Source organism: Janthinobacterium sp. TPC_1, assembly GCF_056037845.1.
In genome coordinates this window covers 4,058,536-4,080,183 of record NZ_CP195157.1, presented here as the reverse complement: position 1 = coordinate 4,080,183, position 21,648 = coordinate 4,058,536, and the positions used below count along the sequence as shown (strand labels likewise).

The 21,648-nt window shown below is 63.7% G+C and carries 18 protein-coding genes and 3 pseudogenes; 9 read left to right on the top strand and 12 right to left on the bottom strand.

What is annotated here, in order from left to right; translation table 11 throughout:
* The first annotated feature begins 48 nt into the window (after nucleotides 1-48).
* From ACQVLG_RS20040 to ACQVLG_RS20030, 3 genes are read left to right on the top strand one after another with little or no spacing between them, the layout of a single operon-like run.
* Complete coding sequence (locus ACQVLG_RS20040) at nucleotides 49-915, top strand: MurR/RpiR family transcriptional regulator (protein WP_034757651.1); 867 nt, start codon at nucleotides 49-51, stop codon at nucleotides 913-915.
* Nucleotides 908-1,894 (top strand): inositol 2-dehydrogenase, encoded by a 987-nt coding sequence (gene iolG, locus ACQVLG_RS20035; protein ID WP_474290756.1) that lies wholly within the window; start codon nucleotides 908-910, stop codon nucleotides 1,892-1,894. Before ACQVLG_RS20040 ends, iolG begins: the two co-directional genes overlap by 8 nt.
* 29 nt (nucleotides 1,895-1,923) lie before the next feature.
* Nucleotides 1,924-2,946 (top strand): Gfo/Idh/MocA family oxidoreductase, encoded by a 1,023-nt coding sequence (locus ACQVLG_RS20030; protein WP_474290755.1) that lies wholly within the window; start codon nucleotides 1,924-1,926, stop codon nucleotides 2,944-2,946.
* Nucleotides 2,947-2,961: 15 nt separating this feature from the next.
* Here ACQVLG_RS20030 and ACQVLG_RS20025 read toward each other — a convergent pair whose 3' ends face one another.
* Complete coding sequence (locus ACQVLG_RS20025) at nucleotides 2,962-3,300, bottom strand: helix-turn-helix domain-containing transcriptional regulator (RefSeq protein WP_474290754.1); 339 nt, start codon at nucleotides 3,298-3,300, stop codon at nucleotides 2,962-2,964.
* Entirely contained in the window at nucleotides 3,297-3,749 is a 453-nt protein-coding gene (locus ACQVLG_RS20020) for a type II toxin-antitoxin system RelE/ParE family toxin (RefSeq protein WP_474290753.1), read from the bottom strand. The genes ACQVLG_RS20025 and ACQVLG_RS20020 overlap by 4 nt, the downstream gene beginning before the upstream one ends.
* A gap of 123 nt (nucleotides 3,750-3,872) precedes the next feature.
* Between ACQVLG_RS20020 and ACQVLG_RS20015 the strand changes: the two genes are divergently transcribed.
* Nucleotides 3,873-4,706 carry a hypothetical protein gene (locus ACQVLG_RS20015; protein ID WP_474290752.1) on the top strand — a complete coding sequence of 278 codons (834 nt, stop codon included), beginning with the start codon at nucleotides 3,873-3,875 and terminating at the stop codon, nucleotides 4,704-4,706.
* Nucleotides 4,588-6,168 (top strand): ParB/Srx family N-terminal domain-containing protein, encoded by a 1,581-nt coding sequence (locus tag ACQVLG_RS20010; protein WP_474295733.1) that lies wholly within the window; start codon nucleotides 4,588-4,590, stop codon nucleotides 6,166-6,168. The genes ACQVLG_RS20015 and ACQVLG_RS20010 overlap by 119 nt, the downstream gene beginning before the upstream one ends.
* Nucleotides 6,169-6,334: 166 nt before the next feature.
* On the opposite strand, the gene ACQVLG_RS20005 is transcribed toward ACQVLG_RS20010, so the two are convergent.
* Nucleotides 6,335-6,778 carry a hypothetical protein gene (locus ACQVLG_RS20005; protein ID WP_474290751.1) on the bottom strand — a complete coding sequence of 148 codons (444 nt, stop codon included), beginning with the start codon at nucleotides 6,776-6,778 and terminating at the stop codon, nucleotides 6,335-6,337.
* A gap of 107 nt (nucleotides 6,779-6,885) precedes the next feature.
* On the opposite strand from ACQVLG_RS20005, the gene ACQVLG_RS20000 reads away from it, so the two are divergent.
* Nucleotides 6,886-7,902 carry a ParB/Srx family N-terminal domain-containing protein gene (locus ACQVLG_RS20000; protein ID WP_474290750.1) on the top strand — a complete coding sequence of 339 codons (1,017 nt, stop codon included), beginning with the start codon at nucleotides 6,886-6,888 and terminating at the stop codon, nucleotides 7,900-7,902.
* Nucleotides 7,903-7,970: 68 nt separating this feature from the next.
* Here ACQVLG_RS20000 and ACQVLG_RS19995 read toward each other — a convergent pair whose 3' ends face one another.
* The 5 genes and pseudogenes from ACQVLG_RS19995 to ACQVLG_RS19975 form a co-directional block, all read right to left on the bottom strand.
* The gene (locus tag ACQVLG_RS19995; protein ID WP_474290749.1) at nucleotides 7,971-9,080 is read right to left on the bottom strand and encodes an ABC transporter ATP-binding protein; all 1,110 of its coding nucleotides are present in this window, start codon (nucleotides 9,078-9,080) and stop codon (nucleotides 7,971-7,973) included.
* A gap of 9 nt (nucleotides 9,081-9,089) precedes the next feature.
* Nucleotides 9,090-9,958: pseudogene (locus ACQVLG_RS19990) on the bottom strand (carbohydrate ABC transporter permease).
* Nucleotides 9,955-10,846, bottom strand: a pseudogene (locus ACQVLG_RS19985) (carbohydrate ABC transporter permease). The pseudogenes ACQVLG_RS19990 and ACQVLG_RS19985 overlap by 4 nt, the downstream one beginning before the upstream one ends.
* A gap of 116 nt (nucleotides 10,847-10,962) precedes the next feature.
* Nucleotides 10,963-12,218: pseudogene (locus ACQVLG_RS19980) on the bottom strand (ABC transporter substrate-binding protein).
* A 244-nt stretch (nucleotides 12,219-12,462) separates the two neighbouring features.
* On the bottom strand, nucleotides 12,463-13,752 hold the full coding sequence (locus ACQVLG_RS19975) for a carbohydrate porin (protein WP_474290748.1): 1,290 nt from the start codon (nucleotides 13,750-13,752) through the stop codon (nucleotides 12,463-12,465).
* 345 nt (nucleotides 13,753-14,097) lie between these two features.
* Here ACQVLG_RS19975 and ACQVLG_RS19970 point away from each other — a divergent pair, with 345 nt between their 5' ends.
* Together ACQVLG_RS19970 and ACQVLG_RS19965 are read left to right on the top strand one after the other, a co-directional pair.
* Complete coding sequence (locus tag ACQVLG_RS19970; protein WP_077402982.1) at nucleotides 14,098-16,011, top strand: glucokinase; 1,914 nt, start codon at nucleotides 14,098-14,100, stop codon at nucleotides 16,009-16,011.
* 75 nt (nucleotides 16,012-16,086) lie between these two features.
* Entirely contained in the window at nucleotides 16,087-17,058 is a 972-nt protein-coding gene (locus ACQVLG_RS19965; RefSeq protein WP_474290747.1) for a LacI family DNA-binding transcriptional regulator, read from the top strand.
* 7 nt (nucleotides 17,059-17,065) lie between these two features.
* On the opposite strand, the gene ACQVLG_RS19960 is transcribed toward ACQVLG_RS19965, so the two are convergent.
* The 4 genes from ACQVLG_RS19960 to ACQVLG_RS19945 all read right to left on the bottom strand — a co-directional run bounded on the left by ACQVLG_RS19960 (nucleotide 17,066) and on the right by ACQVLG_RS19945 (nucleotide 21,091).
* On the bottom strand, nucleotides 17,066-17,986 hold the full coding sequence (locus ACQVLG_RS19960) for a carbohydrate kinase family protein (protein ID WP_474290746.1): 921 nt from the start codon (nucleotides 17,984-17,986) through the stop codon (nucleotides 17,066-17,068).
* On the bottom strand, nucleotides 17,983-19,197 hold the full coding sequence (locus ACQVLG_RS19955) for an AGE family epimerase/isomerase (RefSeq protein WP_474290745.1): 1,215 nt from the start codon (nucleotides 19,195-19,197) through the stop codon (nucleotides 17,983-17,985). Before ACQVLG_RS19955 ends, ACQVLG_RS19960 begins: the two co-directional genes overlap by 4 nt.
* A gap of 68 nt (nucleotides 19,198-19,265) precedes the next feature.
* The gene (locus ACQVLG_RS19950; protein ID WP_474290744.1) at nucleotides 19,266-20,270 is read right to left on the bottom strand and encodes a tetratricopeptide repeat protein; all 1,005 of its coding nucleotides are present in this window, start codon (nucleotides 20,268-20,270) and stop codon (nucleotides 19,266-19,268) included.
* Nucleotides 20,267-21,091: a tetratricopeptide repeat protein gene (locus tag ACQVLG_RS19945; protein ID WP_474290743.1), complete on the bottom strand. Its 825-nt coding sequence runs from the start codon at nucleotides 21,089-21,091 to the stop codon at nucleotides 20,267-20,269. The genes ACQVLG_RS19950 and ACQVLG_RS19945 overlap by 4 nt, the downstream gene beginning before the upstream one ends.
* Before the next feature lie 152 nt (nucleotides 21,092-21,243).
* On the opposite strand from ACQVLG_RS19945, the gene ACQVLG_RS19940 reads away from it, so the two are divergent.
* A complete protein-coding gene (locus ACQVLG_RS19940) occupies nucleotides 21,244-21,642 on the top strand; it encodes a DUF1090 family protein (RefSeq protein WP_474290742.1) in 399 nt (132 codons plus the stop codon).
* Nucleotides 21,643-21,648 lie beyond the last annotated feature (6 nt).

Here is a 21,648-nt window from a genome sequence, read left to right as displayed (position 1 = left end):
GCAACTTGATACAGCATCACGGCCCAGCAAGCACACCAAGGAAAAAACATGGCAGCCACCGCCCCCATCGAACAACTGATGCAGCACATTGCCGCCGAGTACGACAACCTGTCGCGCCAATTAAAGGTTATCGCCCAATACATTGAAAAGCACCGTGCCAGCCTGATGCTCGAACGCATCAGCGACATCGCTGCCGCCTGCGACGTGCAGCCGTCGGCCATCGTGCGCTTCGCGCAGCGCTTCGGCTACACGGGTTTTTCTGAAATGCAGGATGTGTTCCGCCAGGCTTACACGGACCAGGCCGGCGCCACGCCCGACTACCAGCAGCGCATCCGCAAGCTCATTTCCACGCGCGACGCCGCCCTCAGCGCGGGCGACCTGACGCGCGAATTCGTCGGCGCCAGCCGTGCCGGTCTCGACGACCTGGCGGCAGGGCTCGACGACGCCCAGCTGGAAGCGGCCGTCAACCTGCTGCTGAAAGCGGAAAATATCTATGTGATCGGCGTGCGCCGGTCGTTTCCGATCGCCTCCTACATCGCCTACGCGCTGGAACACACGGACAAGCGCGTGCACCTGATCAGCGGACTGGGCGGCATGCACCGCGAACAGATGCGCAGCGTGCGCGAACGCGATGTGGCGATCGCCATCAGTTTCTCGCCTTACGGCAAGGAAACCCAGCAGTGCATCAAGGCGGCGCAGGACAAGGGCGCAAAGGTCCTGGTGATTACCGACAGCAAGCTGGCCCCGCTCGCGCGGGCCGCCGACGCGCTGCTCACCGTCACCGAGGGCAGCGCCTTCGCCTTCCGCTCGCTGACCAGCACCATCTGCCTGTGCCAGGCGCTGTTCATCGCGCTGGCATACAAATTAGAGCTCGACATCGAAGAAATCCACACCCCAGGAGAACATGATGATTGAAGTAGCGTTATTCGGCGCCGGACGCATCGGCAAAATCCACGCGGCCAACCTGGCTGCCCAGCCCGGCGTGCAGTTCAAGTACGTGGTCGACGTCAACCAGGAAGCGGCCGCCGCGCTGGCCGGCTTGCATGGCGGCAGCAGCGCCACGGTGGAAGCGGCATTGGCCGATCCGGCCGTCAAGGCCGTCGTCATCGCCTCGAGCACGGACACGCACGCAGACCTGATCCTGCGCTCGGCCGCCGCCGGAAAGGCCATCTTTTGCGAAAAACCCGTCGATTTGACCCTCGACCGGGCGCGCGCCTGCGCCGCCGCCGTGAAGGAAGCCAAGGTGCTGTGCATGCTGGGCTTCCAGCGCCGCTACGACCCCACCTTCAATGCCGTCAAGACACGCATCGCAGCGGGAGAAATCGGCACGCCGGAGTTGCTCATTGTGACCAGCCGCGATCCCGGGCCGCCACCCGTGAGCTACATCAAGGTCTCGGGCGGCATCTTCAAGGATATGTTGATCCACGATTTCGACATCTTCCGCTGGATACTCGACGATGAAGCCGTCAGCGTACACGCCACGGGCAGTTGCCTGGTCGACCCGGCCATCGGCGAAGCGGGCGACCTTGATACGGCCGTCGTCACCATCCGCACGGCCAAGGGCCGCTTGTGCCAGATCAATGCCTCGCGCCGCGCCGCCTACGGCTACGACCAGCGCTTCGAAGTGCTGGGCAGCGCCGGCATGCTGCAGGCGGGCAACCACAAGCCGACGGAAGTGACAGCCTATGGCTCGGTGAACGTCAGCGTGGACAAGCCGGAAGATTTTTTCCTGGAACGCTATCGCCACGCTTACGCGCAGGAAATGGCACATTTCTTCGACGCCCTCAGCCACGGCACGCCGCTGCGCACCACCGTCCACGATGGCTTGAAGGCACTGGAACTGGCCGAGGCGGCCACCCTGTCGTGGCGCGAACAGCGCGTCGTGACCCTGTAAAAATACAAAAACAAGATACTGGAGACACCATGTCATCCCCAACATTAAAAGTCGGCATCGTCGGCCTGGGCCGGCTGGGCCAGCGCCACGCCATCAACCTGGCGCAGCGCGTGCCGAATGCCGAAGTCGTCGCCGCCTGCAGCCCCGTGCCGGCCGAACTGGACTGGGCCGCCAGCCAGCTCGGCATCACCACCGGCTATGCCGACTACGACGCCCTGCTGGCCCACCCGGGCCTGGACGCCGTGTTCCTCGTCACGCCCACCTCGCTGCATGCGGACCAGATCATCGCCGCCTTGCGCGCCGGCAAGCACGTGTTTTGCGAAAAACCGCTATCGCTGGACCTGGCCGACTGCCTGAAGGTGGAAGCGGAGGCGGCGCGCCACCCGCAACTGACCATCATGATCGGTTTCGTGCGGCGTTTCGACGCCAGCTACCATGACGCGCAGCAAAAGATCGCCCAGGGCCTGATCGGCAAGCCGTATCTGGTGCGTTCGCAAACCTGCGACCAGAACGACCCCAGCGGCGCCTTCATGCGTTTCGCCCCCACCAGCGGCGGCATCTTCCTCGATTGCAGCGTGCACGATATCGACCTGGCGCGCTGGCTGCTGGGCAATCCCGTGCCCAAACGCGTGTATGCGAGCGGCACCAACGCCATCCACACGGGCTTGCAGGCGTTCGGCGACGTCGACAATGGCCTGGCGACGGTCGAGTTCAGCGACGGCAGCATGGCCAGCTTCATGGCGTCGCGCACCATGGCGCATGGCCATGAAACCCTGACGGAAGTGTTCGGCACGGGCGGCCGCCTGGCCGTGGGCAGCAATCCGCGCCTGAACCGCGTGGAAATCTCGGATGCGCATGGCGTGCGCAACGAGTGCACGCCGGACTTCTATGCCCGCTTCGCCGACGCCTTCTTGATCGAGGCGCAGGAATTTACGGATGCGGCGCTGGGCCGGCGCACCTTGTCATTGACCTTGCACGACGCCACGGAAGCGACGCGCATCGGCCTGGCCATGACGCAAGCGATGCGCGAAGCACGGCCTGTGGAGTTTTAAGCCAAAGGCAGGGACTCAGGCGGCCGGTGCAGAAAACGGCTGTTTGGGCTCGACGGCCAGGCGCAAGCCCATGGCATCGAGGATGGCCGTCAAGGTGCTCAGCGAGGGATTGCCCTCGGGCGACAGGGTGCGATACAGCTGGGTAGGATTGAGCCTGGCCGCCTGCGCCACGGCGGGCACGCCGCCAAAGGCGCGCGTCAGCTGGCGCAGCACGGCCAGCAGTTCGCCGTGGTCGCCATCGACGAGGATATTGTTGATCAGTTCAAGGGCGAGATCGGGATCGTCGCGGTACAGTTCAGCCATCGCTTGGTCATGCGAGCGGTCTCTCGGTGGTTTGCTTAGTTCCTCTTTCATGTCCTCTCTCCTTCCAGTCGTGCCAGCAGGCACAGGCGTATTCGATATCTTTCGATTGGGTACGCTTGTCGCCTCGCGCTTGCGCCGCCGCACAGCAATAAAATGATCTGTCCGTCAGCGATGGCGTAATACACGCGGTAACCAGGCCCCACGTCGATGCGCAACTCCCACACGCCATCGTGGCAAAACTTGTGGTCGCCAAAATTGCCCGCTATCAGACGCAACACGCGCCGGGCTATGGCCACTTTAGCCGCGCTATCGCGTTGTCGCTTCAGCCATTCCGTGTATAAATCCCTGCCCGCTGACGTCAGATAGTGCCGGATCTCGTATATCATATTCGTCCATAAACGAAGAAAGATCAAGGAGAAAATCACGCGTATGCATAAAAAAGAAGACCACGCCATCTTGCGGCGAAACCGCATGACGCAGGTGCCGAATGCCGGGATCACTGATGTATATCAAGATGTGTTTCCCCAGTTACTGTAGAGAAATGATGTGACGCGTACACGCCTCACGCGCATGCCATTGCGCTATACAATAAGCGCTGCCCAACCGCGAAAAACCCTGCCGCCATGACGAACAACGACAGCAACTCCCCTCACCTTGCCGACGTGGCCGAATGGTACGTCAAGCTGGTCCTGGCCATGGGCCAGCACGATGCCTCGTATGTCGACGCCTATTACGGCCCGCCCGCGTGGCAGGCTGAAGCGGCAGAACAGCAACAAGGTTTGAGCGACATCAAGGATGCTGCAAACGAGGCGCTGGCCCTGCTGGCCGGTGACGCCTCCTTGCGCGCCGTCAACCTGCGCAAGCAGTTGCACGCCGTGCTGGCCAAGGCAGACATGCTGCAGGGATTACGCCTCGATTTCGATACGGAAAGCGCGCACCTGTACGATGCCGTCTCGCCCCATCACAGCCGTGCCTGGTACGAAGCACTGGTGGAGCAGATCGACGCCTTGCTGCCCGGCGACGGCACGGTCAGCGCACGCGTGAATGCCTTGCGCGCGCAACTCGTCATTCCTGCCGACAAGCTGCGCGCCGTCATGGAGGCGGCCATCCGCATGGGCCGCGAGCGCACCTTGCAGTACATCGCCCTGCCCGAGGGCGAAGATTTTGTCCTGGAATTTGTCACAAATAAACCCTGGAGCGGCTACAACTGGTACAAGGGCAACTACCAGAGCGTGATCCAGATCAATACGGACTTGCCCGTGTATATCGATCGCGCCGTCGACCTCGGTTGCCACGAAGCGTATCCGGGCCACGGGCCACCACGTCTACAACGTGCTGCTGGAACGCGACCTGGTGCGCGGCAAGGGCTGGATGGAATACTGCATCTATCCGCTGTATTCGCCGCAATCATTGATCGCCGAAGGCACGGCCAACTACGGCATCGAACTGAGTTTTAAGGATGCGGAACGGCTGGATTTCGAACAGCAGGTGCTGTACCCGCTGGCCGGCCTCGAGCCAAAGCTGGCGCCCCGCTATGCGCAACTCAATGCGCTGCTGGCCAAACTGAGCTACGCCGACAACGACATCGCCCGCCAGTACCTCGAAGGCAGCATCACGCGCGACGAAGCGCTGGAATGGCTGGTCAACGTGCGCCTGTACCCGGCCGAAAAATCGGCGCAGCGCCTGCAGTTCTACGACGCCATGGGCGCCTATGTGATTAATTACAACCTGGGCCAGGACATGGCGAAAGCCTATGTCGAACGCCAGGGCAGTACGCGCGCCGCGCACTGGGCCGCCTTCCGCGACCTGATGTCGTCGCCGCCGCGCGTGCCCCCAGCGCGCTGCTGGAATGAGGCACAAACGATAAAGGAGAGTCGCATGCACGTCACGCATACTGCCAGCGCCCTGCTGCTGGCGCTTTCCGTCAGCAATGCGGCATGGGCCAGGGATGCGGCCGTCGCCACGGCAGCGCCACTCAGCGCGCGCCAGCAGGCGCTGATGGCGACAGCCGTGGGCAGCGCCGCCCATCCGCGCATCCTGCAGGTGCGCCTCGATGAACTGCAGCCGACCCAGCCGGCCGTCGGCTACGACCAGGTGTATTACAAGCTGGGACGCTACGCGGCCGAAGAAAAGCACATCGCCGACATCGCCAGGCCGAAGAAATTTGCCGACCTGTGCGAAGCCAATGGCCAGGGCGACGTCTTGCCCAACACGGCCAACGTGGCCGGCGCCACCCTGGCCGCGCCGCCGGCCAGCTACCGCTGCAAGGCGGCCGTCGGCAGCCGTCCGGCCGACATGAAGACGGTCGTCATCGGACCGCGCGGCGTCGTGTACCTGACCGATGGCCACCACACGTTTTCCACCTTCTGGGAATCCGATGGCGGCGATGGCGGGCGCAATCATCAATTGAAGGTCTGGGTCAAGGTCAGCGACAATTTCAGCGCGCTGGGAGACGCGGCGTTCTGGGCACGCATGCGCGCAGAAAACAAGGTATGGCTGAAAAACGGCCGCAACCAGGCCATCACGCCGCAGCAACTGCCGTCCGCCATCGGCTTGCGCACGCTGGGCGACGACCCGTACCGCTCGCTCGTCTACTTTACGCGCGGGATCGGCTACGAGCCGCCGGAGCACGCCACGGAATTTCTCGAGTTTTACTGGGCCGACTGGCTGCGCGGCATGCCGGCGCTGGACCTGGCGCGCGTCGACCTGCGCGAGCCCGCCGCGTATGCCGGCGTCATCCTGCAAGCGGCGCAGGCCATGGTGGCGCTGCAGCCCGATGACATCGTCAGCGGCGGCAAGCGCGCGTCGGATCTGGGTGCGCTGGACGAGGTCGACCGCGAAACGCTGGCTGCATTGACGCAAGACAAAGGCAAGCTGCGCTACGCCATCGACTACCGCAAGTCGCTGCCGCGTCCGTAACCTTCCGGCGTGTCATCATCCTGACATCTGCGCCCGCTAGCATGTCGGCACTTTTCAGGCCGACATCACGGGACACCATGTACAAGCACAGCATCCGCCGCACCACCTTTTCGATCGCCATCGCCCTCGCGCTGGGCGCCAGCCTGGCCGCCTGTGGCGGCAAGGATTATCGCGACACCACCACGGCGCCCGTCGCCCCGGTGGACCCCGCCGCCCCCGCACGCCTCCTGAACGTCGTGGCGGCCACCGGCAAGGCGGTGGCGAATGCCACCGTCACCGTACTCGACGCCGGCAAGAATGTCGTCGGCAGCGGCACCACGGACGCGAAAGGCAAGGTGGCCATCCCCCTGGCTGCCACGGCGAAGACGCCCTTCCTCGTCTCCGTCACGCCAGCAGGCGGCACCACCCTGTACGCGCTGTCGCTGAAGGAAAACGCCGTCAACCTGACGCCGCTCACCTCCGTCATCGCCATGCAGTTGCTGGGCGGTACCCCGTCGAGCGCGGCCCCCGCCAGCCTGGCGGCCATCGACGCGGCCAGGCTGCAAACGGCGCAGACGCAGCTGGGCACGGCCCTGGCGGCGCCCCTGCAAACCTTGGGCATGGCAGCCAATTATGACTTCGTCAACGGTGCCCTGACGCCGGACAGCAAGGACCCGGCCGACGTTTTACTCGACAACCTGCAGGTGAAACAGAGCGGCACGGATATCGACATCATCAATGCCAGCGGCAGCATCGTCGCGCAAATCATCGCTGGCGGCGCGCCGATCGCCACCGGCAAGAGCGTGCTGGAAACGCCGCCCGTGCTCAGCGCGCGCCAGCAGGTACTGGCCGCCACGGCTGCCGGCACCGATGCGGCGCCCGTCTTCCTGCAAGTGTCGCTCGACGAACTGCATCCCACGCAGCCACGTCGGCTACGACCAGATCTATTACAAGCTGGGCCGCTATGGCGCGGAAGACCTGGTCATGGCCAAGACCAACAAGCCAAAGAAATTCGCCGAACTGTGCGAAGCCAATGGCCAGGACGATGTCGTCAGCAAGACGGCCAACGTGGCCGGCGCCACCCTGAGCAATCCGCCTGCGACGTTCCAGTGCAAGTCCGCCGTGGGCAGCAAGCCGGGCGACATGAAAACCGTCGTCATCGGCCCGAACGGCAGCCTGTACCTGACGGACGGCCACCACACGTTTTCCGCCTTCCGCGATGCCGACAATGGCCAGAACCATCAGCTGAAAGTCTGGGTCAAGGTGACGGACAATTTCAGCCAGCTCAATGAATACGATTTCTGGGCGCAGATGAAGAAGGTCAACAAGGTCTGGCTGAAAGATGGCAGCAACAAGGCCATCGCCACCAGCCAGCTGCCCGCATCCATCGGTTTGAAGTCGCTGGGCAACGACCCGTACCGCTCGCTCGTCTACTTCACGCGCGACGCCGGCTACGTGGTGCCGTCGACGGCCACGGAATTCCTCGAGTTCTACTGGGCCGACTGGCTGCGCACGCAAGCCGGCATCGACCTGGCCGAGACGGATACCAGCGACGCCGCCAGCTACATGGCCACGATCAAGACGGCGTCGCTGGCGATGGCGGGCCTGAAGGCGAACGATATCGTCAGCCGCGGCGTGACGGCACAAACCCTGGGCTGGACGGGCATCTTCAACCAGGCGGCGCTGGACGATCTGGTGAAGCCGACGGGCAAACTCAGCTACGCCATCGCGCATAAAAAATCGCTGGCAAAATAATCGCGGCGCAAACGACAACGGCCCGCCTGTCATTCGACAAGCGGGCCGTTTTTATTGGCAGGTGCCGCTTACGCGATGCGCTCGCCGTTGGCCGGATCAAACAGGGCCGCTTTCGACAGGTTGAACGACAGCTGCATGGTCTGCCCTGGCAGCACGGCTTCGCGCGGGTGCGTGCGGCAAGTCACTGCCGCGCCGTTCAGGCGCGTCGTCAGCAGGGTGTCCGGGCCGGTCGGCTCGACCAGATCGATCAGGCAGCCCAGTTCCTGGCCCACGTCGCCGTGCGCGCTGCTCATGTCCGTGATCTGCTCCGGACGCACGCCCAGGATCACGTCGCGGCCCGCATAGCTACGCAGCTTGTCGGCGGCGAACGGCAGGGCCAGGCGCATGCTCTTGCCCGCGTTGTCGATGGCGGCAAACACCTCGTTGCCCTCGATGACGGGCTTGACGGTGATGAAATTCATCGATGGCGAGCCGATGAAGCCGGCCACGAACAGATTCGCCGGATTGTCGTAGATTTCCTGCGGCGTGCCCAGTTGCTGCACCACCCCATCCTTCATGACGGCGATCAAATCGCCCATCGTCATCGCTTCGATCTGGTCATGCGTGACGTAGACGATGGTGGCCTTCAGGCGCTGGTGCAGCAGCTTGATCTCGGCGCGCATTTCCACGCGCAGCTTGGCGTCCAGGTTCGACAGCGGTTCGTCGAACAGGAACAGCGACGGCTTGCGCGAGATGGCGCGGCCCATGGCCACGCGCTGGCGCTGGCCGCCCGACAGCTGCGCCGGACGGCGATCCAGCAAATGCGTGATCTGCAGGGTTTCGGCGACGCGGGCGACGATTTCTTCCTGCTCCGCCTTCGGCACCTTTTTCACGTTCAGGCCGAACGCGATATTCTCGCGCACCGTCATCGACGGGTACAGCGCATACGACTGGAACACCATGGCGATGTCGCGGTCCTTCGGCGGCAAGTCGTTGACCACCTTGCCGTCGATGAGGATTTCGCCCGAAGTCACACTTTCCAGGCCGGCCACCATGTTGAGCAAGGTCGACTTGCCGGAGCCGGAGCCGCCGACGAGGATCAGAAACTGGCCATCCTTGATTTCGATGTCGATGCCTTTCAAGACTTCGACGCCATTCGTGTACACCTTGCGGATGCTGCGTATCGATAAACTGGACATATTCTTTCCTTAACCTTTGACTGCGCCTGCGGTCAGGCCGCGCACAAAATAACGGCCTGCGACCAGGTAGACCAGCAGGGTCGGCAGCGCGGCAATCACCGCGGCGGCCATGTTGACGTTGTATTCCTTCACGCCCGTGGACGTGTTGACCAGGTTGTTCAAGCCCACCGTGATCGGCTGCGAATCGCCGCTGGCAAACACAATGCCGAACAGGAAGTCGTTCCATATCTGCGTGAACTGCCAGATGATGCAGACGACGAAGATCGGACCCGAAATCGGCAGTACGATCTTGCGGAAGATCAAGAAGAAGCCGGCGCCGTCGATGCGTGCCGCCTTGATCAGTTCTTCCGGCACGCCGATATAGTAGTTGCGGAAGAACAAGGTCGTGAACGCCGTGCCGTACACCACGTGCACGAAAACCAGGCCGGTAGTCGTATTGGCCAGGCCGAATTCGCCCAGCAAACGCGCCATCGGCAGGATCACCACCTGGAAGAAATGAAGCAGCCCACCAGCAGGGCGGCAAACAGGATTTCCGAACCGCGGAAGCGCCAGTGCGCGAACACATAGCCGTTGAAGGCGCCCAGGAAGGTCGAAATCAGCACGGCGGGAATCACCATCTTGATCGAGTTCCAGAAGAACGGCTGCATGCCGTCGCAGGTGACGCCCGTGCAGGCCGACGACCAGGCCTTGGACCAGGAATCGAACTGCCACACGTGCGGCAGTGCCAGCAGGTTGCCGCTGCGGATCTCGTCGAGCGACTTGAACGACGTCGACAGGGTCACGTACAGGGGCACGATGTAGTACACCGCAAACAGAATCAGCAGCAGGTATACCACCACCCGTCCGAGGGTGAGGCGATTATTTCGTGTAGGTGTCATCTCATCGCCTTTGCGCTGCGCGTTTCCAGGTACATCAGCGGCACGAGCACGGCCACGATGGTGGCCAGCATCATCATTGCTGATGCCGAGCCCAGGCCCAGCTGGCCGCGGGGGTGAGGAAAACTGGTACATGAAGATGGCCGGCACGGACGACGAGTTGCCAGGTCCGCCAGCCGTCAATGCGATGACCAGATCGAAGCTCTTGATGGCGATATGCGCGAGGATCAGCAGCACGCTGAAGAACACGGGACGCATGGCGGGAATCACGATGCGCCAGTAGATCGTCGGCAAGGACGCGCCATCGACTTGCGCCGCCTTGATGATTTCATCATCGATGCCGCGCAGGCCGGCCAGGAACAGCGCCATGACGAAGCCCGACGACTGCCATACGCCGGCGATCACCACCGTGTAGATGGCCATGTCGGAGTTCACCAGCCAGTCGAAGGTGAACGAGGTCCAGCCCCAGTCGTGCATGACCTTTTCCAGGCCCAGGCTGGGATTGAGCATCCATTTCCACGCCGTGCCGGTGACGATGAAGGACAGCGCCATCGGATACAGGTAGATGGCGCGCAGCGCGCCTTCGGCGCGGATTTTCTGGTCCAGCAGGATGGCCATGGCCAGGAACAGGCCGATGGCGATGCTGCAACCGATGAACAGGACACCGAAGATGCCGAGGTTCTTGAGCGAGGTCCACCAGCGCTCGTTGTCGAACAGCTCGTAATATTGCACCAGGCCGGCGAACTCGTAGTTCGGCATCAGCCGCGATTCGGTCAGCGACAGCCAACCGGTCAAAAAGATAAAACCATAGACGAATACCAGGCTGGCGATGAGCGTGGGGCCCAGCACCATCTGCGGTATCCATCGGTCGAATTGCTTGCGTATGGACATAGGACAGCCGTAGAAGTAAAAACTGCGTGTGGCGCCGGCCCGGACGAAAGCCAGGGCGGACGCCTGCGATGCATGCGATGCAGCGGGCGCCGGCGGGAATGCCGGCGCCGTCGTGATTACTTCACTTTTGCCGCTTTGGCCAGGGCGGCAACCGCGTCCTTCGAGCTCATGTTGGTGTTCATGAACTTGGCGATGACGTCGGTCACGGCGCCTTGCGTGGCCGATGGCAGCGCCATGCCGTGCGCGAACGATGGCACCAGGCCGCCGGTCTTGTTGGTGGCGTCCATGTCTTCCATCGATTTCAGGGCGCAAGCGTCAAACTTGTCCTTCGATACGCCGGAACGCACGGGGATGGAACCCTTGTTCAGGTTGAAGATCGACTGGAACTTCGGATTCATGATGGCGTTGGCCAGGGCGATCTGCCCTTTCTTCGCATTCGCATCCTTTTGCGTGAACATGGCAAACGAATCGATGTTGAAGGTGTAGGCCTTGTCCGTGCCAGGGGCGGCCACGCACAGGTAGTCCTTGCCCGGCACCTTGCCGGCAGCCGTGAACTCGCCCTTGGCCCAGTCACCCATGAACTGGAAGCCGGCCTTGTTGTTGATGACCATGGCGGTGGCCAGGTTCCAGTCGCGGCCGGCCGCATCCTTGTCGATGTAGGTCTTCACCTTGCCCAGGGTGTCGAACACCTTGAGCATGGTCGGGCCGGTCAATTCCTTCTGGTCCAGCTTGAGGATGGCCTTTTTGTAGAATTCCGTGCCGCCCACGCCCAGCGCGACGGATTCAAACACGGTGGCGTCCTGCCATGGCTGGCCGCCGTGGGCGATCGCGACGCCGCCCGATTTCTTGATTTTCTCGGCCGCGTCGAAGAACGCATCCCAGGTGGTCGGGGTGGTGGCCACGCCGGCTTTTTTCAGCACTTCCGGATTGACCCACATCCAGTTGACGCGGTGGACGTTGACGGGAGCGGCGACGTAGTGGCCCTTGTATTTCATGATGTCGGCGACGACTTTCGGCAGCACGGCATCCCATTTGCCTGGAATGGCGGCATCATCGATATTGGCCAGCACGCCTTCCGCGCCCCACTCCTGGATCGATGGGCCCTTGATCTGGGCGGCCGTTGGCGGATTGCCGGAAATGACGCGGGTTTTCAGCGCGGTCGCGGCGTTTTCGCCAGCGCCGCCAGCCACGGCGAAGTCTTTCCAGCCAAAGCCGCTTTCCTTCACGATTTGCTGCAACTGGCCCCCACGGACTTCGCTTCGCCGCCGGAGGTCCAGTAGTGCAACACTTCCACGTCGGTCGCAAACGCGCTGCCGGCAAACGCCAGGGTGGTCAATGCGGCCAGTTGGGTAATCTTGAATTTCAGTTTCATCTCCACATTCCTTTTTTGATCAAGCTTTTAGGGGGCTTCGGCATACGGGGGCCGAAAAAGGTGAAATCTGCGCCTGTACCGGCGCTCTTGTGCTCAGACCCGCTTGCAAACGGGCATCATCTTGGTGTAAAGACGGCGCCGCGATCCATGATATGACTACATTGCATTTATATCACGGGACGGCGCCAAAAACGCATCCGCGAAGGATGCGCCAGGTTGATCTAGACTGACTACGACTGCAAACTTAGAACCAAGTTTCCACCTGGAAACCATACGACGTGCCGCTGGTATTGTTGTTGTAGATCGGGCCGCCGTTGTTCGACGCGTTGACCGAGGCGGTGGCCGCATCGTTCCATTTGCCGTAGGTCACGAAAGCGCGCAGTTCAGGACGCGACCACAGGCCAGGGCCGGCCGAGATCGTCGGGGCGATGGTCAGCTTGGTCAGGCGCTTGGCCGGCAGGCCGCCCGCTTGCGTCACGCGGTCCGTGCCCAGTTCGCCCACCAGCTTGAAGTTGTTGGTGAACGCGTACACCGGGCGCACGCCGACCGAGGTCCAGGTCGAGGAACCGTTGGCGTTCGACTCGTCTTTTTGCCACAGGGCGACGAATTCCATGCCGAAGTTGGCCATCGGCTGGATCGCCATGTCATTGAAGATGCGCGTGCGTTTCACGTCCGAACCCAAACCGGTGTCGCCCGACGCGCCGAACTGCGCGCCCTGGCCGGTGCCGGGACCGACGCCGTACTGCACGCCGAAGGTATTGCCGCCGCCAAACACTTTACCTTGACGGTGGAATGCCGACAGTTGCCAGCCGTTGTGTTTCTTGCCGTAGACGTCGTTGTCCTTGCCTTCGCCGATGATGTAGGTCGCGGCCAAGTCCAGCGTGCCGTTTTCATTGACGGGGATTTCACCGTAGATGAAGTTCTGGCGCACGGCCGAGGTAGTGCCGAGGATGGCGCCATTGTCGTCGCGCTTGTTGAGATCGCGGTCCTTGAAGAAGGCGTACGAGAATTTACCGGGGCCGGCAGGAATGCGGTCCAGGCCGGCGCCCGTGCCGTTCATGTTGATGTATTGCAAGTCCAACATGTGGATGTCAGGACGGTAGTAGAAGCGCTTGCCGATCCAGGCCGTGCCGCCGTTCAGGAAATCGAGTCCCTGCGCTTCGACATAGGCCTTGACGATGCCCAGCTTGTTGTCGCCGAAATCCGAATTCGGCGCGTAGGCGTTGACCCAGATGGTGGCCAGGTAGTTCACGCCGCCGGACTGGGCGACGGACTTGGTGTAGCCGAATTCCGTGTAGGCGTCGCACTCATTGCCCAGACGGTACTTCATGGTATTGCCGCCCAGGCCGAAGCAGCCTTGCGAACCGCCGTCGCCCGACGTATTGCTGCCGGCGCCGGCGCGCAGGTAGCCGTGGAAGCCTTCGGAGTCGGATGGGTACATCGGGTCGGCGGCAGCGGAACCGCTGGCGATGGCTAAGACGATGGCAGCTGGCAGTGTTTTCAACACGGCCTTCAACATGGTGCGATGCAGCATGGTAAGTCTCCTCAGTAGTTATTTTTTATCTAGTCATTCGTGGCCGAATGTACTGGCCAGAATTCTTTCCAGCAGGGACATAGTAACTATACTACGAACAAATATCAACATATTATGTTGTAATCCTACGACTACTCTGCGACACTTTATTTGCGTACCGACAGGCGCATTGACTGCCCCGTTTTTTCCGCTGGCGCCGCCCGTTTCCGGCACTGCGGGCAAGCATTTACGCAGGCGTCCCGCATTTTTCGGCACGCGGCACGTATACGAATTAAAATCCTTGGTTTTTGCCATAACGACAGTGCGCCGCCACGACAGCGCACGCAAACGAGACTAGGCACCGCCATGAAAATTGATGAAAAAATGGAAGTAGCAGGCAGCGATCCGGCGGAGCGTTTCAGTGAAGGGCCACGCTTGCTGGCCGACATCGGCGGCACCAACGCGCGCTTCGTGCTCGAAACGCGCCAGGGCCACCTGGAAGCGGTCGCCGTGCTGCCCTGCGACGACTACGCGTCGCTGCTCGACGCCATCACCGCCTATATGGATAGCAGCGAGGCGCGCGCCGCCGGTTCGGCGCGCGTGCGCCATGCGGCCATCGCCATCGCCAATCCCATCGACGACGACAATATCCGCATGATGAACCATCACTGGTTCTTTTCGATCGAGGCCATGCGCGCCACGCTGGGCCTCGACACCCTGCTGGTGGTGAATGACTTCACGGCGCTGGCCATGGCCCTGCCCTACCTGCGGCCCGACCAGCGCCTGCAGATCGGCGGCGGCATGGCGCGCGCCGACAGCGTCATCGGCCTGCTCGGTTCGGGCACGGGCCTCGGCGTGTCGGGCATGATCCCTGCCGAAGACCGCTGGATCGCGCTGGGCAGCGAAGGGGGCCACGTCAGCTTCGCGCCCTGCGACCAGCGCGAGATGGACGTGCTGTCCTTCGCCTGGCGCGAACTGTCGCACGTCTCGGCCGAACGCCTCGCTTCCGGGCGCGGCCTGGAACTGATCTACCGCGCCCTGTCCGAACGCGCCGGCAAGCCCGATGCGCTGCCGCTGCTGGCCGCCGAAATCACCAGCCGCGCCCTGAACAATGAATGCGACGTGTGCCTGGAAGCGGTGGACTGCTTCTGCGCCATCCTCGGCTCCATCGCCGGCAACGTGGCCATGACCCTGGGCGCGCTGGGCGGCATCTATATAGGCGGCGGCATCGTGCCGCGCCTGGGCCCCCTGTTCGAACAGTCGCAGTTCCGCGCCCGCTTCGAGCAAAAAGGCCGCCTGAACGAATACCTGGCGCAGATTCCCACCTTTTTGATCACGGCCGAACTGCCTACTTTTCTCGGCATCGCCGCCATCCTGGCGCAAAAGCTCAAGCGCGCCCATACCGGCGCACCCGTGCTCGAATCCGTGCGCCAGGCGCGCGGCCGCATGAGCCCTTCGGAATGCAAGGTGGCCGACTGGGTCCTGAAGGAACCGAACGCCATGCTGACCCTGCCGATCGCCGAAATCGCCCAGAGGGTCGGCGTCAGCCAGCCGACCGTGATGCGCTTTTGCCGCTCGATCGGCGTGCAGGGCCTGGCCGATTTCAAGCTGAAGCTCGCGTCCGGCCTGACGGGCGGCGCCATCACGGTGGCCCACTGCCACGTGGAGATTTCGGATTCCGACGCGGAACTGGCGCGCAAGGTGCTGGGCAATAACGCCTCGGCCGCGCTGGCCCTGCGCGACATGCTCGACGTCAAAGCGCTGACGGCCGCCATCGAACTGCTGCGCGGCGCGCAGCGCGTGGAATTGCTGGCCGTGGGCAGCGCCCGCGTGGTGGCCGACGACATGCAGCACAAATTGCTCAACCTGGGCATCGTCAGCAGCTTCTTTGCCGACCCGCAGGCGCAGGAAATGAGCGCCGCCATGCTGAAACCAGGCGACGTGGCGCTGGTCATTTCCCGTTCCGGCGCCCTGCCCGACCTGCTGCGCACCGTCAAGGTGGCGCAGGGCTGCGGCGCGCGCGTGCTGGCCATTACGGCCAGCGGTTCGCCGCTGGCCAAGCTGGCCGACGTGCTGCTGACATTGAACCACCCGGAAGGCAACCTCAATTTCGTGCCCATGATTGTGCGCTTGCTGCAGCTCATGATGCTCGATATCCTGTCGGTGGGACTGGCGCGGCGCGACACGGCGCAGCGCACCAGCGCCGCCGAACTGGAAGAAGGCCAATTGCACGGCATGCGCATCAGCGGCAAGCTGAAATTCGGTGGCCACCTCGAATAAGGCGGCGCACGCCGCCCCCGACACCGCCAGCGGCGCCACCGTGCACGACGTGGCGCGCCTGGCCGGGTATCGGCCATGACGGTGTCGCGCGTGATCAACGGGCGCGCCAGCGTCAGCGCGGCCACGCGCGACAAGGTCGAGGCGGCGATCGCCAGCCTGCGCTACCAGCCCAACCTGGCGGCCAGGGCGGCCCGCACCGGCACCCTGCGCATCGGTCTGTTGTACAGCAATCCGAGCGCGGCCTTCCTCAGTGAATTTCTAGTTGGCGCCATGGATCAATGCCGCCAGGGCGGCGGCCAGCTGCTGCTCGAGCGCTGCGAAGACCTGGACAGCCAGCGCGCCGGCATCGATTGTCTGGTGGCGGCGGGCGTGGACGGCATCCTGGTGCCGCCGCCCCTGTGCGATTCGCCGCAAGTGCTGGCGCAGCTGAACCAGATGGGCATTCCCGCCATCGCCGTGGCCACGGCGCGCCCCTCGCCCGATGTGTCGGCCGTGCGCATCGACGACTACGAAGGCGCGCTGGCCATGACGCGCCATCTGCTCGCGCTGGGCCACCGCGACATCGGCTTCATCGAAGGCGACCCGGCGCACACGCCCGCCCTGCTGCGCCGCCAGGCCTTCGAGGACGCCATGCGCGAAGCGGGCGTGCAGGTGCCGCCGCAGCGCGTGGCGCAAGGCTATTTTACGTATCGTTCGGGACTCGATGCGGCGCGCCAGCTGCTGGCGCAAAAGCCGTACCCCAGCGCCATCTTCGCCAGCAACGACGACATGGCCGCCGCCACCCTGGCCGTGGCGCACGGCATGGGCCTGCAGGTGCCGGCGGAACTGAGCGTGTGCGGCTTCGACGACACGCCCGTCGCCACCACCGTCTGGCCCGAGCTGAGCACCATCCACCAGCCCATTGCCGACATGGCGCGCGCCGCGGTCACCCTGGTGATCGACGAAATCCGCCAGCGCCGCGCGGGCGAAACGGCGCCTGCCACGCATCATCTGATGGCGTTCACCTTGATGGAACGGGCGTCGACGGGGGCATGCGGCCCCCGCTGACCTGCCCTTAGCGCACCAGCGTGCGCTGCGCCAGCGCTTGCACCAGTTCCACCGAGGGCGGCGAGCCGCCGGCCGCCAGGCAGGCGCCCGCGCCCGCAGCGACGGCAAAGCGCAAGTGCTCGCCGCCGTCCGCTTCGGGACGGTACATCAGGCTGTACAGCAAGCCGCCGATGCTGGCGTCGCCCGCGCCCACCGAGTCGACCACCTCGATGACGGGCGGCGCCGCCTGCCATGTCTGCCCGCCCTGGTACAGCGCCGCGCCCTGCGACCCACGCGTATACAAATAGGTGGCTTGCGGATTCCAGCCGCGCAGCACGGCAAACGCGCCATCGATGTCGTCGTGGCGGAACAGGCCCGCCAGGTCTTCATCCGACACCTTGACCACGTCGGCCAGCTCCGTCATGCAGCGCAGGGTGGCGTCGTAGCGTTCATCCATCATGATGCGGAAGTTCGGGTCGTAGCTGATTTTCACGCCAGCGGCCTTGAGTTCCTGCGCCAGCGCCAGCAGCTTGCCGGCCAGCGGTTCGCGCGCCAGGCTGATGCCGCCGAAATGCACCCATTGCGCGCCCTGCATCCAGCCGGCCGGCAGCTGCGCCGCGTCGAAATGCAGGTCGGCGCTGTCGTCGCCGATGAAGTAATACGTGGGTGGATGCAATTCATGCACGATGGCCAGCAGCGGCGACTTCGCGCGGCGCTGCAAAAAACGCATGTCCAGCCCCGCCGCTTCGGTGGCAGCGGCCAGCGCGTCGCCGAAGACGTCGAGGCTGACGGCGCCCGCAAAGGCGCTGGGCACGCCCAGGCGCGCCATCACGCGCGCCACGTTCCAGGTCGAGCCGCCCACCTGGCTGCTCCAGGCGTCCGGGCCCGTGCGCAGCATGTCCGTCAGCGCTTCGCCGGCCGACACGAACGTCGGGAAAGCGGCGCTCATGCGGCACCTTTGAGCACGTTCAGCACTTCATAGCAGGCGCCCATGGTGTGGTAATCGACCTTGCCAGCGGGGCTTTTCTCGTTGCTGATTTTTTGATTCTCGGGCGTCAAAATACGGTACCAGGCGCCGTGCTCGTGGTCGACGAAGTGCGTCCAGCTGTAATCCCATATCTTGTCGTAGCTGCGCCAGTAGGCGTCATCGCCCGTGCGCGCGGCCAGCACGGCGGCGGCGGCAAAGCTTTCCGCCTGCACCCAGAAGTATTTGTCGCCGTCGCAAATTTCATCGTGCGGACCGAAACCGTAGTGGATGCCGCCATGCGCGCCATCCCAGGCCTTCGCCAGCGCCGTGTCGTACAGTTCGCGCGCACGGGGCAGCAGCCAGCCGGACGGTCCGGCCATGAACCGGCTGTGACGCTCCATGATCAACAGCAGCTTGGCCCACTCCGTGAAGTGGCCGGGCTGGTAACCCCAGGGACGGAAGATATTACTCTTGTCGTGCAGGTTGTAATCCCATTCGATAGCCCAATCGGGCGTGTAGTGTTCCCAGATCATGCCGTTCGCCAGACCCGCCTGGCGCACCGTGATGTTGTGCGCCAGCGTCTCGGCGCGGTGCAGATATCTCGCTTCGCCCGTCGCCTCGAATGCGGCCAGCATGGCTTCGCAGGCATGCATGTTGGCGTTCTGGCCCCGGTAGCCGTCCAGCGTCGCCCAGTCGGCGCTGGCCACATCCGCATACAGGCCGTGTTCGGGCAGCCAGAAGCGCTGTTCCATCAACTCGAACGTTTCGTCCAGATACGCGCCTGCCTCCGTTACCCCCGCCTGCAAGGCATGGGCATACGCGAGCAGCACGAAAGCCAGGCCGTAGCAGTGATTGGCGCCGTCTTCCACCGTCTTGACGCCGTCTTTCCACGACAGTTGCCAGGCATAGCCGCCCGTGGCCGGGTCGCGGTGTACGTCGCGCAGGAAGGCCACGCCGTGGCGCAGCGCTGCCTGGTAATCGTCGCCGCCGAAACGGCGGTACGCCATGGCGTAATTGAAGATGAAGCGCGTGCTGCTGACCAGGTGGCGCGTGGCAGCGTCGTAGACGGTGCCATCGTCGAGGAAGAAGTGATAAAAGCCGCCGCTGGGGTCAAACGCGCGCGGGTGATAAAAATTCATCGTGTGCTGGATATGCTTTTCAAGCATTTCCCTGGAGCGGAAATCGGGATTCATGGGTCTCTCATGATATTGTTATCGATAACAATGATGATAGCATGCCGTTTCCGCCCCGTCTCATCCACTTAGGGCGTCCTGGCCAGCCAGAGCTTTTCGCGCCACAGCGCCGCCTGCGCAGGGTCGGCCGCTTGTTCCAGCTCGCCCCTATCGTACACCTTGACCAGCCGTTCGATGGCTTCCAGGTCGCCCTGCTTCGCCGCCAGCAGGTACAGCGCGAAGGGCTTGGGCGCCGGCCCTTGCCGGGTCGGGCCGCCACGGCCCTGCTCCAGCAGCCGCGCGAAACCCGTCTGACCGGGTGGGCTCTTGGCGATGGCCGCCATCTCGTACCAGCCCAGGGCCGCCTCGTCGCTCTGCGGCGCGCCCTGCCCCACTTCATATGAATAGGCGACATTGTTCAAGCCCGGCGGGTCGAGCGCCTTGGCCGCCCGCATGTACCAGGTGAATGCTTCCTTGCGCTGCGCCTCGTCCTGCGCCGTCATCATCAGGCGGTAGCCGATTTCATTGTAGGCGGGGATGAAACCGTTTTCCGCATAATATTTCAGCCATTGCAGCGCATGCGCCTGTTCTTCCGGGCTGCTGTGGATATTTTCAAAGTGCTGGGCCACCGTGAAGTTGGCCAGTTCCACGCCTTGCGCGGCGCCCTTGCGCGACCAGTATTCGCCCAGCTTGCGGTCGATGGCCATGCCCTGTCCCAGCGTGTAGGCCACGCCGAGGAAAGCCTGCGCCGGGCCATAGCCGCCTTCGGCCGATTTCTGCATCCACGCCAGGCCGGCGTCAAAGTCGCGCGGCGTGCCTTCGCCGCCATGCAGCATCTGCGCCAGTTCCAGCTGGGCGGCAGTGTCACCCCCTTGCGCGGCGCGGCGCGTCGTTTCATAAGCGGCGACGACCTTCTCCGGCGACAGGTCGGCCGGGCGGTCGACCACGGCCCGCACCCTTGCGCGTATGGCATCGAGGCCGGACATATCGAATTCGACCAGCGCCGGATGCTGGCGCGGCGCCGGTTCGGCGGCTGGCTGCGCCAGCACGCTCTGCGCCATGGCCAGACTCAATATCAACAGGACAGTCTTCATTTGTTTTCCTTCTCTGCCAGCCTGGCGCGCCATTCGGCGGCGTCCTCGGCATTCGCCTGTTCTCCCAGTTCACCTTTGACATACACCTCGATCATGCGCCGCATGGCGGGCAGGTCGCCGCTCCATCCGGCCCGCTCGTACCAGACCAGGGCCCACTTGTCCGACTGCGCCACGCCCAGGCCCAGCTCATGTGCGCGGGCCAGGTTGCGCATGCCGGCCGGCTCCTTTTCACGCGCCGATCTGTAATACCAGTGGAAAGCCTCGCCACGGTCCTGTTCATCGACGGCTGCGCGCATCAGGTGCTCGCCCAGCGCATTGTAGGCGGGCACAAAGTGCTGCTCGTTCGCCGCCGCATTCAGCCAGGTGATGGCCAGCGCCTGCTCTTCGGCACTGCTGTCGCCGTTGATGAATTCCAGCGCCAGGATGGTTTGCGCCAGTTCATCGCCTTGCGCCGTGCCCTTGCGCAGCCAGTATTCGCCCTGCACGCGGTCGACGGGCACCTTGCCGCCCACGGTGTAGGCCAGCCCCAATGCCGCTTGCGCCGGCGCATAGCCGCCCTCGGCCGACTTGCGTATCCAGGCCATCGATAGCGCCGTATCTTGCGGCGTGCCGACGCCCATCTGCAGCATGCGCGCCAGCTCCAGCTGCGCCTCCACGTCGCCCGTTTCAGCCACGCGCCGGGTTTCGGCAAACTCGGCGATGCTTTCCGGACTATGGCTGGCCGCATCCGCCCGTGCCTTGATGGCGATCAACTGCAGATCGAGCAAGGTGGGCGCGGTTTGCGCCAGAACAGGCAGCGGCAATAGCAGAGGGATCAACAACAGTAGTTTCCTGGTCATGCGGCGGTATCGGAAAGAAGAAAACACGCATGGTAGCCGATGCCATGCGGGACAGGCGCGCACGGTAGGCGAAGTTTGACAGGGCAGGCCGGCAGGCTTACATTGCACGGGCCCACCACTGACACAGGAATGCCATGAACCTTCTATCGAAAACCGCCCTGACCCTGCTGCTCGCCGCCGCCTCCGTGGGCGCCAGCGCCGCCAGCGCCGCAAATTCCCAGCTGGCCGGCTGCGCCGCCAAGCGCGAAAGCATCCGCAGCGAATTGCAGCAGGCGCAGGAACAGGGCCTGTCCGACAAGGTCGCGGGCCTGACGCGCGCGCTCGACGAAGTCAACGCCCACTGCCGCGACAGCAGCCTGGTCGAACGCCACAACAAGAAGGTGCTGAAGGCGCAAGCCAAGGTGAACCAGACGGAGCGTTCGCTGCGCCTGGCCCAGGAAGCCAATAAAGAGCCGAAGAAGATCGCCAAGCTGGAAGGCAAGCTGGAAAAAGCCAGGGCGGAACTGGCTGCCCTGCAGGCGCAGCAGCCCTGATGGCGA